The sequence below is a fragment of the Streptomyces hiroshimensis genome, assembly GCF_014650335.1.
Lineage (GTDB): Bacteria > Actinomycetota > Actinomycetes > Streptomycetales > Streptomycetaceae > Streptomyces > Streptomyces hiroshimensis.
This window is the reverse complement of the sequence record NZ_BMUT01000001.1, coordinates 27490-40760: the sequence shown is the minus strand read 5'-3', so window position 1 is coordinate 40760 and position 13271 is coordinate 27490. Positions and strand designations below refer to the sequence as shown.

Sequence of the window (13271 nt, the reverse complement as noted above, 5' to 3'; positions counted from 1 at the left end):
CCGGTGTTCAGGTGCCGAGCAGGCGGTTGAAGAACGACCGGACATGGACCGGACATGGAGTCGCACCCCCTTATGCGTGCCGATTAAGGGCCGTTCTATGTAGATATGCCACGCTATGACCGAGCCGATGACGACCGGTCGGCTGCGGAGCGGCGGAAGGGCGGAAGCGCTGACCGGGAAGGGTTTCGAAGGCGGTGGCGAGGCGTCCGGCGATGCCGCGGACGATGCACGGCGGCCACATGCCGGGCACGGCTTCCGGGTACGGCCGACGTCGTCGTGGTTCGCCACCGCTTTCAGCGCCGGCCTGGGGCTGACCCTGGCCTACACGACGCTGCAGACCGTGCTGCGGATCAGCGGCATCCTCACGCTCCTGCTGCTCGCACTGTTCGCGGCGATCAGCGTGGAGCCGGTGGTGGCGTGGCTGGCGCAACGCCGGCTCGGACGGGGCCGGGCGGTGATCGTCGTGATCATCGGCCTGCTGGGAGCGCTGGCCGGCTTCCTGGCGCTCGTCGTTCCGGTGGTCTCCAACGAGATCTCCGCTCTCGCCGACGCCGTGCCGAAGTGGCTCGAACAGCTCCACGACCACCACTCCACCCTCGGCCGCCTGGAGGACCGCTACCACCTGATCTCCAGGGCCCGCGAACAGCTCGGCGCGGGTGCGGGCCAGGCGGTGATCGGGGGGCTGCTCGGGGCCGGCCACATCGTCATCAGCGCCGTGACCGGCACCGCCTTGGTGATCGTGGTGACCGTCTACCTCATGGTGGGCATGGAGCAGCTGAAGCGCTTCGCCTACCGCTTCGTCCCCCTCAGCCGGCGGGCCGGTGCGGTCGATCTCAGTGAAAGGATCCTGCTGCACGTCGGGCGGTACATGCTGGGCAATGTGATCACGTCGGCGATCGCAGGTCTGGCCACATTCCTGTGGTGTGTGGGGCTGGACGTGCCGTACGCGGCCGCGCTCGGCATGTTCGTCGCCCTGATGGACATGGTGCCGGTGGTCGGCTCCACGATCGGCGGCGTGGTGGTCAGCCTGGTCGCCCTCGCGGTGTCCTTCCCGGTCGCCCTGGGCACGGCGGGCTTCTACACCGGCTTCCGGCTGGCCGAGGACTACCTGATCATGCCGAAGGCCATGACCTACGCCGTCAACGTGCACCCCATCGTCACGGTCGTCGCCGTCGTGATCGGCGGCGCGCTGCTGGGAGTGATCGGTGCGCTCATCGCCATCCCGGTCGCGGCCGGCATCGGCATCGTGCTCGACGAGACCGTCTTTCCGCGGATCGACGCCATGTGAGACCGACGCCGCGTGAGGCGGTGGCCGGGACTGCCGGGGCGGCCGGTCCTGACCGGGCTGCGATCCTTCGAGACCGCCGGTCCACGGCCCCGTGACGCGCCGCCTGCCGGGCCCATTTCGCCGCTCCTCTCCCGCAGCCCGCCGGGGCCTGGCAGGATCCGCCCATGCTTCCCCGTTCCCCGCGCCCCGGCGCCCGCCGCGCTCTCCGTGCGGCCGTGGCGGGCGCCGCCGTGCTCGCCCTGCTGGTGTGGTGGCTGGTGTCCCTGCACGGCGACACGTCACCGGCCGGCCGGATGTCGTTCGCCACCGGGGTACCGACGGGCGTGTACGCCAAGTACGGGGACCTCCTCAAGGAGGACCTGGGGCGCGACATGCCGTCCCTGGACGTGCGCCTGCGACGCAGCCAGGGGTCGATCGACAACCTGCGGCAGCTCACCTCCGGCGAGGCGGACTTCACCCTGGCCACCGCGGACTCGGTCGCCACCTACCGCGACGAGGGGAAGCCGGGCGCGGAGGGGCTGCGCGCCTGTGCCCGGCTGTACGACGACTACATCCAGCTGGTGGTGGAGAAGTCCTCCCGGGTGCAGTCCGCCCGGGACCTGCGGGGCCTGCGGGTGGGCGTGGGGACGGACGACTCCGGGGTGCAGCTGATCACGCGCAGGCTGCTGAAGGCGGCGGGCCTCGACTTCGACAAGGACATCACGCCGGTGCGGGTCGGCATCGACCGGATGCCGGGGCTGCTGGAGCGAGGGCAGCTGGATGCGTTCTTCTGGTCCGGCGGGCTGCCCACGAACGCCGTCCAGACGCTCGGCCTGCGGCTGTCCATCCGCCTGGTGCAGCTGAGCGACCTGATCGAGCCGCTGCACGCGCAGGGACCACAGACGCACTACTACCGGGCGGCGGTCATGCCCGTGGACGCCTATCCGGAGCTGCGGGCGACGCAGGCGGTGAAGACCCTGGCGGTCGCGAACCTCCTCGTCACGACGGACCACGCGGATCCGGAGCTGGCGGAGAGCGTCACCCGGTCCGTGATGCACAGCAGGGACCGCATAGGGCAGAAGGTGCACGCGGCGCAGAAGGTGGACCTCCGTACGGCGATCTTCACCGACCCTCTGCAGCTGCACGCGGGGGCGCGCCGCTACTACCTGTCGGTCAAGCCCTGAAGGGCGTCACTGTATGCCGGTCAAGCCCTCAGAAGCGTCACTGCTTGCCGGTCAGGCCCTGAGGGGCTCCGGTCACGGCCCCGCCGTGCCGCGGCACCTTGATCACCGCCCGCAGGCCGCGCGGCTCGTTGGGGGCGTACGTGAGCGTGGCGCCGCCCGCCGCGAGGAGGGCCCGGGAGATGGACAGCCCCAGGCCGGAGCCGGAGACGTTCTGGTGGCGGTTGCTGCGCCAGAAGCGGTCGCCGATGCGGGTGAGCTCCTCGTCCGTCAGCCCGGGGCCGCCGTCGGCGACCGTGATGCCGACGCAGTCGCCCTCGACCTCGACGCTGACGTGGACCGGGGCGCCCCCGGGCGTGAACTTGAGCGCGTTGTCCACCACCGCGTCGAGGGCGCTGGAGAGGGCGACGGGATCGGCCCAGCCCGTCACCGCGGCCGGGCCGCTGTAGGTGAGCGCCACCTGCTCGCGGTCGGCGACCGGTGACCAGGCTCCCACCCGGTCGGTGACGATCTCCGCTATGTCGGTCAGCTGGAGGTCGGCGGCCGCGTGCTCGGCGAGGGCGAGGTCCAGGAGGTCGTCGAGCACGCGCGCGAGGCGCTTGCCTTCGGCGCGTACGGACGCCACCTCCGTGTGGCCGGGGGGCAGGTCCAGGGCGAGCAGGTCGATGCGCAGCAGGAGGGCGGCGAGCGGGTTGCGCAGCTGGTGCGAGGCGTCGGCGACGAAGGCGCGCTGCTGCTCCAGGACGGTCTCCACGTTGTCGGCCATCTCGTTGAAGGAGCGGGCCAGGCGGCGCAGTTCGGGCGGCCCGCTGTCCGCTGCGACACGGGAGTTCAGCCGCCCCGTGGCGATGCCGTGCGTGGCGGCGTCCAGGGTCCGTACGGGCCGCAGCACCCACCCCGTGAGGCGGAACGCGGCGGCGACGGCGACGAGCATCGCGGCGGTCTCGCCCGCCACGAGCAGCAGCCAGGAGTGCAGGATCCGCGAGCGCAGCTGCCCCGTGGGGGAATCGGTGACGACGACCGCGACGACGTCGCCGTCGCGGATGACGGGCGAGGCGACGGCGAGGCGGCTGTGCTGGAGCGGCCAGACCTGCCCGGGATCGTGGCTGCGGCGCCCCGCCAGGGCCTCCTGGAAGGCCCGCTGGCCCTCACCGGTGGCCGGCACCTCCCAGCGCCTGGGGGCGACCGCCATGGCCGCCCCGTCGCGGTAGAAGATGCCGACCCTGATGTCGTACAGCTCCTCGTAGCGCAGGAGTTCGGAGCGCAGGGTGTTGAACCGTTCGTCGGTCTCGGCCGCCTGGTCGGAGGGCCGGGTGGTGACGAACTGGGCGAGGGCCGCGAAGCGGGCGGTGTCGTCGATGCGATCGACGACCACGCGCTGCTGCTCGGCCGCGGCGATGCTGGCGGCCAGGGGGAACCCGAGGGCCAGCAGCACGCCCGCGAGGAGGACGATGAGGAGCGGGAGGAGTCGGGTGCGCACAGGCTCGGCCGGCCCTCACCGGGCCGGGACGACGATTTTGTAGCCGACCCCGCGGACCGTCTCGATGAGGGCGGGCATGCGCAGCTTGGCGCGCAGGGAGGCGATGTGCACCTCCAGGGTGCGGCCGGTCCCCTCCCAACTGGTCTGCCACACCTCGCTGATGATCTGTTCGCGGCGGAAGACGACGCCGGGCCGCTGGGCGAGCAGGGCCAGCAGGTCGAACTCCTTACGGGTGAGCGGGACGGCCGTACCGGCCACGGAGACCTCGCGGTTGGGGAGTTCGATGGTGAGGCTGCCCAGCCGCAGCGAGTGCGGCACGGGGGGATCCTGCGCCTCCTCCGGGCCGCCGCCGGCGGGCGGCTTGCGGCGGGCGACCGCGTGGATGCGGGCGAGCAGCTCGCCGGTGTCGTAGGGCTTGACCACGTAGTCGTCGGCGCCGAGGTTGAGGCCGTGGATCTTGGAGCGGGTGTCGGCGCGGGCGGTGACCATGATGACGGGTATGCCGGTGCGCTTGCGGATCTTGCCGCAGACCTCGAAGCCGTCCTGGTCGGGCAGGCCGAGGTCGAGCAGGACGACGGCGAAGGGCACGCCCGTGTCGGGCAGCAGGGCGCGGAGCGCCTCCTCGCCGCTGCGGGCGTGCGTGACGTCGAAGCCGTGCCGGGCCAGTACCGCCGCCAGGGCCGCCGCGACGTGGTCGTCGTCCTCCACCAGCAGCAGTCTCATCCGGCCCCCTCCCTGTGACCGCAGCGTGGACACCCCCGCATCCACGCTGATGGACGCCCGGTCCGTCAAGGGGGTTCCGGGAGTGAAGGAGCTTCCGTTATCCAGCCGGTACGCCCGCGCGACCGGCGTGCACGGCGCACGCCCCCTTCACGCAGAGTGTCCCTTTGCGGCCGGATCGTTATGCTCAATTTCAGCTCAGATGTAATGACGCTGGTCGATGCCGCTCATTAGGGTCCTCCCAATCGAGGAGGATGGAGCGAGGAACGCCGATGAGCGAAGTATCGGTGACCGACGAGGCCACTGCCGCCGCGGTCCCACTGGTCGTCCTGAAAAGCGTCAACAAGCACTTCGGCGCCCTGCATGTCCTCCAGGACATCGACTTGACGATCGCGCGCGGCGAGGTCGTCGTCGTGATCGGCCCTTCCGGGTCCGGCAAGTCGACGCTGTGCCGGACCGTCAACCGTCTGGAAACCACGGATTCCGGATCGATCACCATCGACGGCAGACCGCTGCCGCAGGAGGGCAAGGAGCTGGCCAGACTCCGTGCCGACGTGGGCATGGTCTTCCAGTCCTTCAACCTCTTCGCGCACAAGACCGTGCTGGAGAACGTGACGCTCGGTCAGATCAAGGTCCGCAGGACGGACCGCCGCAAGGCCGAGGAGAAGGCCCGCGCCCTCCTCGACAGGGTCGGCGTCGGCGCCCAGGCCGACAAGTACCCGGCGCAGCTCTCGGGCGGTCAGCAGCAGCGCGTGGCCATCGCCCGCGCCTTGGCCATGGACCCGAAGGTGATGCTGTTCGACGAGCCGACGTCGGCCCTGGACCCGGAGATGATCAACGAGGTGCTGGAGGTCATGCAGCAGCTCGCCCGGGACGGCATGACGATGGTCGTCGTCACCCACGAGATGGGCTTCGCCCGCTCCGCCGCCAACCGCGTGGTCTTCATGGCCGACGGCCGCATCGTCGAGGAGGCGCGGCCGGACCAGTTCTTCAGCAACCCGCGCAGTGACCGTGCGAAGGACTTCCTCTCGAAGATCCTGCACCACTGACCGCACCGGCGCCCCACCGCCGCACGGCCTGTTCGGCCCCCTTCCGTCACGGCTGCCCCCGAGCCGCTCCGCAAGACCTGCAGACGCAAAGGATGTTCACCATGAAGCTCCGCAAGACCGTCGCAGCCGCCGCCGTGGCACTGGCCCTCACCGCGACCGCCACCGCCTGCGGCAAGTCGGGCAGCCCGGACGACGACAAGGCCGACAAGGGCGGCGACGGCAAGACCGCGCCCGCGGTGCCGACCTACAAGGTGAACACCTCGGCCGACGTCAAGGGCTCGCCCGTCTTCGAGAAGATCAAGGGCAAGACGATCACCATCGGCACCAAGGCCGACCAGCCCGGCCTGGGCTACGAGAACCCCACGTCCAAGAAGCGCTCCGGCTTCGACGTGGAGATCGCCCGGATGATCGCGGCCGACCTCGGCTTCGACGAGGCCCACATCAAGTTCAGGACGGTGCCCTCCGAGGGCCGCGAGACGCAGATCGCGAGCGGCGGCGTCGACTTCTACGTCGGCACCTACACGATCAACGACGAGCGCAAGAAGCAGGTCGACTTCGCCGGCCCGTACTACGTCGCCGGCCAGGACCTGCTGGTGAAGTCCGACAGCAGCATCAAGGGCCCGGACGACCTCAAGGGCAAGAAGGTCTGCTCGGTGACCGGCTCCACGCCGCTCAAGCGGATCAAGGATCCCAAGTACGGCGTGGCCGAGGTCAAGGCCCAGCAGGGCTACCAGCTGTGCGTCCAGGAGCTCGTGTCCGGCACGGTCGACGCCGTGACGACCGACGACACGCTCCTCAAGGGCTACGCCGCGGAGAACAAGGGCGCCCTGAAGGTGGTCGGCAACCCGTTCTCCACGGAGCCCTACGGGGTGGGTGTGAAGAAGGACGACAAGGCGCTGCGCGCGGCCGTCAACGATGCCATCGAGGCGCACGAGAAGAACGGCGACTGGAAGAAGGCCTACGACGCCACCATCGGCCTCTCCGGTGTCGCCGCGCCGAACCCGCCCTCGGTCGACCGCTACTGATCCGCACGGGATCCGCTACTGATCAGCCGGGAGCGCTGCCTTGAACGTTCTGTCGGACCACTTCGCGGAGTTCCGCGAAGGATTCCTCGGCACCGTGGAGCTCACGGGGCTCAGCGGGCTGCTGGCCCTGGTGCTGGGCATACTGATGGCGGCGTTCCGGGTCTCCCCGGTGCCCGCCCTGCGCATATTCGGCACCACCTGGGTGACGCTGCTGCGCAACACCCCCCTGGTGCTCCTCTTCCTCGCCGTCACCCTCGGCCTGCCCGCCCTCGGCCTCAAGGGCTGGGACTCCTTCTGGCTCGCCGTCCTGACGCTCGGGTGCTACACCTCCGCGTTCATCTGCGAGGCCGTCCGCTCCGGCATCAACTCCGTGCCGGTGGGCCAGGCGGAGGCCGCCCGCTCGATCGGGATGACCTTCAACCAGACGCTGAGCCAGGTCGTACTGCCCCAGGCCACCCGCACCGCGGTGCCGCCCATCGGCAGCCTGATGATCGCCCTCACCAAGAACACGGCGATCGCCTCCGGCTTCAACGTGACCCAGCTGGGCTCGGTGCAGAAGTCGCTCAACGCCGACACCGGCTACAACATCTACGTGATCTTCCTCTGGATCGCGGTCTGCTACATCATCATCACCCTTGCGATCAGCGGCCTGTTCCGGCTGCTGGAGAACCGTCTGGCGGTGGCCCGGTGAGCGCGAACGTCCTCTACGACGCACCCGGCCCCCGGGCGCGGGCCCGCAACCGCCTCTACGGGGCGCTGTCCACCGTCGCGATCCTCGGTCTGATCGCCTTCATCGTCTACAGGCTGGACGACACCGGCCAGTTCCAGGCCGGCCTGTGGGACGACTACGAGTACAGCGACACCCACCAGCGGATCGTCGACGGCCTGCTGACGACCCTGAAGACGTTCGCGATCGCGGCGGTGCTCTCGCTCTCGCTCGGCGCGGTGCTGGCGTCCGCCCGGCTGTCCGACCACCGTCCGGTGCGCTGGGCGGCCACGGTGGTGGTGGAGTTCTTCCGCTCCATGCCACTGGTGATCATGGTCTTCCTGCTGTTCGCGGGCGTCTTCACCAACGATCCGATGTGGGCGCTGGTCATCGGGCTCACGCTCTACAACGGCTCCGTGCAGGCCGAGATCTTCCGGTCCGGGATCAACGCGGTGCCCCGGGGTCAGAGCGAGGCCGCCTACGCGCTCGGGCTGCGCAAGACGCAGGTCATGTCGAGCATCCTGATCCCGCAGGCCGTACGGACGATGCTGCCGTCGATCATCAGCCAGCTCGTGGTGACCCTCAAGGACACCTCGCTCGGATTCATCATCCTCTACGAGGAGCTGCTCTTCGTGGGCAAGGCCTTCGCCGAGCAGACCAAGCCCGTGAACGGCGTCTACGCCTTCATCCCGATGGTGATCATCTTCGGTTCGATCTACATCCTGCTCTGCCTGGCGCTGTCCTCGGTGGCCACCTGGGTCGAACGGCGCACGCAGCGCTCGCGCAAGGGCGCCCCGCCCGCGATGGCGATGGTCGGCGCCGCCGTCACGACCGACTCCACGACCGGCGTGGACGGCGCCTCCGGCGCAGACGGATCCCACTCCGGCTGAGCAACCCCGCAGGTGACGCCCCGTCGGCCCGGGCGGTCGGCGGGGCGCGCCGCGTGCGGCGCGCCGCGGCGAGCGCCCTGATCACTTGACGCACGCACCCGCAGTGGGTTGCATACGTTCTGTGATCGAGCACCGCGTTCCCCCCGTCGGATCCCGAACGTCCCGTACGCCCCGTACGTACCGTGGAGCCCCGGGCAGGGATCTCGGCCGGAGCACGCACCGGGGAGCCGTGCCGTGGACCCGGTGATCGTCGTCGGAGCCGGCCCGGTCGGCCTCATGCTCGCCCTCCGCCTCGCCCGCCACGAGGTGCGCGTCGTCCTCCTCGACGAGGCCTCGGAGGGCCCCACGCCGGACGAGGAGCGCCTGGCCCGGACGGTCGTGCTCGCCCCGGACACCGCCGCCGCGCTGGAGCGCCTGGGATGCGCCACGCAGGACGGCACCCGCTGGACGGGCTGGCGCACCATGCGCCGCCGCGCGGTGGTCGGCCGGCTGTCGTTCACGCCCCCCGGGGAAGCCGCGGAGGCCAGCGCGGCCGAGGGGGCGGAGGCGGCGGGTCCGTCGCCGCTGCACCTGCCGCAGCACGCGCTGACCCGGGAGCTGAAGGCCGCGCTCGCCGCCGAGGAGAAGGTGCGGATCGTCCGCGGGGGCCGCCTGGAGAACCTGCGGCAGGACGCCTTCGGGGTCTCCGCCCACCTCCGCGGCGACAAAGGCTCCGCCTGGCGGGGCAGTTACCTCGTCGGATGCGACGGCGCCCGGTCGACGGTGCGCAAGCTGCTGGGCGCGCGCTTCCCGGGCCGCACGGCCGTCGAGCGGTACGCGGTCGCCGCGCTCCGGGCCGAGCTTCCGTGGCCCGGCGAAGCCGTGCTGCACCGGTCGCCCGCACGGGGCGGGGAGGTGACGGCCCGTCCCCTGCCGGACGGCGTGTGGCGGCTCGACTGGCCGCTGCCGCCCGGCGGTGAACTCGTCACGCCCGACGCCCTCCTGGCCCGGGTGCGCGACTCGCTGGCCACCTGGTGCGGCGACGTGCCGCCGTACGAGCTCCTGGACACCGGCGTGCACGTCGTGCACCACCGCCTCACGCGCCGGATGCGCACCGGCCGCGCCTTCCTCGCCGGGGACGCCGCACACCTGCTGGGCGCGCTCGGCACCCAGGGCCTCGACGAGGGGCTGCGCGATGCCGGGAACCTCGCCTGGAAGCTGGCTCTGGCCTGGCACCACGGCGCCTCGGAGACCCTCCTCGACAGCTACCAGGCCGAGCGGCGCGGCGCGGTCGGGGCCCGGCTCCGCGCCGCCGACCGGGCGCTTCCGGCGGTCCGCGGCGAGGGAGGGTGGAGCAGTGTGCGCCGCACGCTGGTGCCGGGCGCCCTGCGCGGGCACGACGAGCTGCTCACCGACGGCCACCTCGGGCGCGGGCAGCTCGGCACGCCCCCCTTGTACACCCGTACGCCCCTGGCGCCGGCCGCACCGCCCGCCGGGTCCGTCACAGTGGACACCCCGCTCGGAGCCCAGGCGGAGAACGTGACGGTGACCGCACCGGACGGCACCCTCGTACCGCTGCGGGACCGGCTGGGCGGCGACCTCCTGGTGGTCCTGACGGCACCGGGCAGCGGTGTGTGGGAGCGGCGGCACTGGGCGGACGCCGGGCTCATGCCGCAGCTGGCGGCCGCCGTCAGCGCCCTGCCCGTGCCCGCCGAGCTGCTGGTCACCGACGAGTACCCCGGCGCACCGGCCCATACGGTGCTGGTGGTGCGCCCGGACGGGCACCTGGTGGCGGCGCTCGCGGGAGTGCGCCCTGCGGAGCTGTACGCGTGCGCGAATGCCGTACGGGGCGGGGCGGCCGGTGGCGCGGGGTCCGGGGACGAGGGCCGGGCAGGCTCCGGCGGGGCCTCGGCGGCGAGCGCGGCGGTCCCGGCCTCCGGGGACGGCGCGGGCGCCGGGAGCGCACAGTCGCCGTCGGAAGCCCCCAGCGAAGCCACGGCCAACCGTTGACCTGCACCGAACGCCATGGTTGACTACGGACCGTGACTGACACTGGCGCGCACTTCTGGCGGAGGGTCCATCTGGACCTCGTCCGCTACGCGGGCTGCGTCTGTCGTCCGTCCTGCTGATCCGCATTCCCTCCGCGCAGCCTGCCTGTGCGCTCTGTGCGCCGGCCGCCGCGCGCTCCTTCGCGATCACTCAGGACGGTTCCCGTGTTCCTTCCCCTGCCCACGCCCGTGCCCGGCTCCTCCACGGTCTCCCCCGGCTCCCCCGGCGCGCCCTCCGAGGCCGACCTGCTCGCCTTCGCCCACCGCGCGGCCGCCGACGCACAACTGGTCTCCTCCCTCCCGCTGGACCCCCGGGGCCGCACCTGGATGCGGCTGAACGGGCCGGGTGACAGCGAGGCCTGGCTGATCGGCTGGCCGCCCGGCACCGGCACCGGCTGGCACGACCACGGCGGCTCGCACGGCGCGTTCGCCACCGCCGGCGGTGTGCTGACCGAGCATTCCCTCGCGGCCCGGATGCCCACCGACGGCTGGAGGAGCCTGGAACTGGCCGACGGCATCGACCGCCGGCGGCAGCTCTCCGAGGGGCAGGGCCGGGCCTTCGGCGCCCATCACGTCCACCAGGTGTTCAACGCCTCGGCGGAGCAGCACGCGGTGTCCGTGCACGCGTACTATCCGCCGCTGCCGCTGATGAGGCGATACAGCCGCAGCGGGCAGGTGCTGCGGCTGGAGCAGGTCGAGTGGCCGGAGGAGTGGGCGTGAGGGTCGAGGAGCTCCTGGCGGCCGCCCGGGAGGGCCTGGACCGGCTCGGCCCGGCCGAGGCCGCGGCGGCCCGGGCCGAGGGCGGGCTGCTGGTGGACATCCGCTATGCGGCGCTGCGGGAGCGCGACGGGACCATCCCCGGGGCACTGGTGGTGGAGCGCAACGAACTGGAATGGCGGCTCGACCCGCAGTGCGAGCACCGCGCGGCCGAGGCGACCGGGCACGACCTCAAAGTGGTCGTGATCTGTAACGAGGGCTACGCCTCCAGCCTGGCGGCAGCCTCCCTGCGCCTGCTGGGCCTGCACCGCGCCACGGACCTGGCGGGCGGTTTCCAGGCCTGGCGCGCGGCGGGCCTGCCGGTGGACGGCGGGACGCAATAACGGCGGGACGCAATAGACGCCACGGCGGCACGACGGCGCCCGGCGGGCGGCCACGCCTGCCGGGCCTAGACGTCCGGCAGGCAGTGGTCCAGCAGCTCGGGGTCCTCGCCCTCCTCCTCCAGCGCGCGGCGCACCACGCGCAGGGCGAGGCCCTCGGAATAGCCCTTGCGGGCGAGCATCCCGGCGAGGCGGCGCAGCCGCTTCTCACGCTCCAGACCGCGGGTGGCGCGGAGCTTGCGCTCGACCAGCTCGCGGGCGGTGCGCTCCTCCTGCTCGGCGTCGAGCTGCCCCACGGCCTCGTCGATCACGGCGGAGTCCACGCCCTTGGTGCGCAGCTCGCGCGCCAGGGCCCGGCGGGCCAGACCCCGGCCGTGGTGCCGGGACTCGACCCAGGCCCCTGCGAACGCCGAGTCGTCGATCAGGCCCACGTCCTCGAAGCGGGACAGGACCTCCTCGGCGACCTCGGCCGGGATTCCCCGCTTGGCCAGGGCGTCCGCGAGCTGTTTGCGGGTGCGCGGGCTCCCGGTGAGCAGGCGCAGGCAGATCGCCCGCGCCTGCTCCTCGGGCCGCGGCGGCGCCCCGCTGTCCCCGGCCCTCGACGGGGAGGAGGCGCCACCGCCGGTACGGTCGTCCACGTCCGGTCCCGGCAGGTCTTCCCCGGCGCCCGGCCGGGGGTGCTCCCATCGCCGTGTCATGGATCAGCTCTTGGCAGCCGTGGCCTTGGCCGCCTTCGCCGTGGACTTCGCCGGGGCGGGCACGGACTTGGCCGGGTCGGCGGCCGCGGCGCCCGCGGCATCCGCGCCGGGCTCGCCCTCGGCGGCCTCGGGCTTGACGCCCACGCCCAGCTTGTCCTTGATCTTCTTCTCGATCTCGTTGGCGAGGTCGGGGTTGTCCTTGAGGAAGTTGCGGGCGTTCTCCTTGCCCTGGCCGAGCTGGTCGCCCTCGTAGGTGTACCAGGCTCCGGCCTTGCGGATGAAGCCGTGCTCCACGCCCATGTCGATCAGGCCGCCCTCGCGGCTGATGCCCTGGCCGTAGAGGATGTCGAACTCGGCCTGCTTGAAGGGCGGCGCGACCTTGTTCTTGACGACCTTGCAGCGGGTGCGGTTGCCGACGGCCTCCGTGCCGTCCTTCAGGGTCTCGATGCGGCGGATGTCGATGCGCACCGAGGCGTAGAACTTCAGCGCCCGGCCACCCGTCGTGGTCTCGGGGGAGCCGAACATCACGCCGATCTTCTCGCGGAGCTGGTTGATGAAGATCGCGGTGGTCTTGGACTGGTTGAGCGCGCTGGTGATCTTCCGGAGCGCCTGGCTCATCAGCCGGGCCTGGAGACCCACGTGCGAGTCGCCCATCTCGCCCTCGATCTCCGCGCGCGGCACCAGGGCCGCGACGGAGTCGATGACGATCAGGTCGAGCGCGCCGGAGCGGACCAGCATGTCGACGATCTCGAGGGCCTGCTCGCCGTTGTCCGGCTGGGAGAGGATGAGGTTGTCGATGTCGACGCCGAGCTTCTTGGCGTACTCGGGGTCCAGCGCGTGCTCGGCGTCCACGAAGGCCACCGTGCCGCCGGCCCGCTGCGCATTGGCCACGGCGTGCAGCGTCAGGGTCGTCTTACCGGAGGATTCCGGTCCGTACACCTCCACCACGCGGCCGCGCGGGAGGCCGCCGACGCCGAGGGCGACGTCGAGAGCGGTCGACCCGGTGGGGATGACCTCGATCGGCTCGTTCGGCCGCTCTCCGAGGCGCATCACGGCGCCCTTGCCGAATTGCCGTTCAATCTGTGCGAGCGCGGCGTCCAGCGCCTTCTCGCGGTCGGTGCCTGCCATGGG

Annotated in this window: 14 protein-coding genes; 10 read left to right on the top strand and 4 right to left on the bottom strand. The window is 71.9% G+C overall.

The genetic code is table 11. The annotated features are described in order from the left end of the window. The first annotated feature begins 127 nt into the window (after positions 1 to 127). Positions 128 to 1288, top strand: coding sequence for an AI-2E family transporter (locus IE241_RS00160; RefSeq protein ID WP_190019484.1), 1161 nt, complete (start codon positions 128 to 130; stop codon positions 1286 to 1288). A gap of 164 nt (positions 1289 to 1452) precedes the next feature. Then, positions 1453 to 2451 carry a TAXI family TRAP transporter solute-binding subunit gene (locus IE241_RS00155; protein WP_190019483.1) on the top strand — a complete coding sequence of 333 codons (999 nt, stop codon included), beginning with the start codon at positions 1453 to 1455 and terminating at the stop codon, positions 2449 to 2451. A gap of 37 nt (positions 2452 to 2488) precedes the next feature. On the opposite strand, the gene IE241_RS00150 is transcribed toward IE241_RS00155, so the two are convergent. Then, positions 2489 to 3928, bottom strand: a complete 1440-nt coding sequence (locus IE241_RS00150) for a sensor histidine kinase (protein WP_190019482.1) — start codon at positions 3926 to 3928, stop codon at positions 2489 to 2491. 15 nt (positions 3929 to 3943) lie between these two features. Then, positions 3944 to 4651, bottom strand: coding sequence for a response regulator transcription factor (locus IE241_RS00145; protein WP_190019481.1), 708 nt, complete (start codon positions 4649 to 4651; stop codon positions 3944 to 3946). 269 nt (positions 4652 to 4920) lie between these two features. Between IE241_RS00145 and IE241_RS00140 the strand changes: the two genes are divergently transcribed. From IE241_RS00140 to IE241_RS00110, 8 genes are all read left to right on the top strand, one after another. Next, positions 4921 to 5697: an amino acid ABC transporter ATP-binding protein gene (locus IE241_RS00140; protein ID WP_190019480.1), complete on the top strand. Its 777-nt coding sequence runs from the start codon at positions 4921 to 4923 to the stop codon at positions 5695 to 5697. A gap of 101 nt (positions 5698 to 5798) precedes the next feature. Next, positions 5799 to 6722: a glutamate ABC transporter substrate-binding protein gene (locus IE241_RS00135; protein WP_190019479.1), complete on the top strand. Its 924-nt coding sequence runs from the start codon at positions 5799 to 5801 to the stop codon at positions 6720 to 6722. A 40-nt stretch (positions 6723 to 6762) separates the two neighbouring features. Continuing rightward, a complete protein-coding gene (locus IE241_RS00130) occupies positions 6763 to 7413 on the top strand; it encodes an amino acid ABC transporter permease (protein WP_190019478.1) in 651 nt (216 codons plus the stop codon). Beyond that, on the top strand, positions 7410 to 8318 hold the full coding sequence (locus IE241_RS00125; RefSeq protein ID WP_190019477.1) for an amino acid ABC transporter permease: 909 nt from the start codon (positions 7410 to 7412) through the stop codon (positions 8316 to 8318). The genes IE241_RS00130 and IE241_RS00125 overlap by 4 nt, the downstream gene beginning before the upstream one ends. 234 nt (positions 8319 to 8552) lie before the next feature. Continuing rightward, a complete protein-coding gene (locus tag IE241_RS00120) occupies positions 8553 to 10307 on the top strand; it encodes an FAD-dependent monooxygenase (RefSeq protein ID WP_190019476.1) in 1755 nt (584 codons plus the stop codon). Between the two features lie 32 nt (positions 10308 to 10339). Continuing rightward, a complete protein-coding gene (locus IE241_RS34865; RefSeq protein WP_356287137.1) occupies positions 10340 to 10426 on the top strand; it encodes a putative leader peptide in 87 nt (28 codons plus the stop codon). An 84-nt stretch (positions 10427 to 10510) separates the two neighbouring features. Next, the gene (locus IE241_RS00115; protein WP_229898648.1) at positions 10511 to 11065 is read left to right on the top strand and encodes a cupin domain-containing protein; all 555 of its coding nucleotides are present in this window, start codon (positions 10511 to 10513) and stop codon (positions 11063 to 11065) included. Then, positions 11062 to 11445, top strand: a complete 384-nt coding sequence (locus tag IE241_RS00110; protein ID WP_190019475.1) for a rhodanese-like domain-containing protein — start codon at positions 11062 to 11064, stop codon at positions 11443 to 11445. Before IE241_RS00115 ends, IE241_RS00110 begins: the two co-directional genes overlap by 4 nt. 65 nt (positions 11446 to 11510) lie before the next feature. On the opposite strand, the gene recX is transcribed toward IE241_RS00110, so the two are convergent. Both recX and recA read right to left on the bottom strand, forming a co-directional pair. Next, on the bottom strand, positions 11511 to 12140 hold the full coding sequence (gene recX, locus IE241_RS00105) for a recombination regulator RecX (protein ID WP_190019474.1): 630 nt from the start codon (positions 12138 to 12140) through the stop codon (positions 11511 to 11513). A gap of 3 nt (positions 12141 to 12143) precedes the next feature. Further along, positions 12144 to 13268, bottom strand: a complete 1125-nt coding sequence (gene recA, locus IE241_RS00100) for a recombinase RecA (protein WP_190019473.1) — start codon at positions 13266 to 13268, stop codon at positions 12144 to 12146. Between the last annotated feature and the right edge of the window lie 3 nt (positions 13269 to 13271).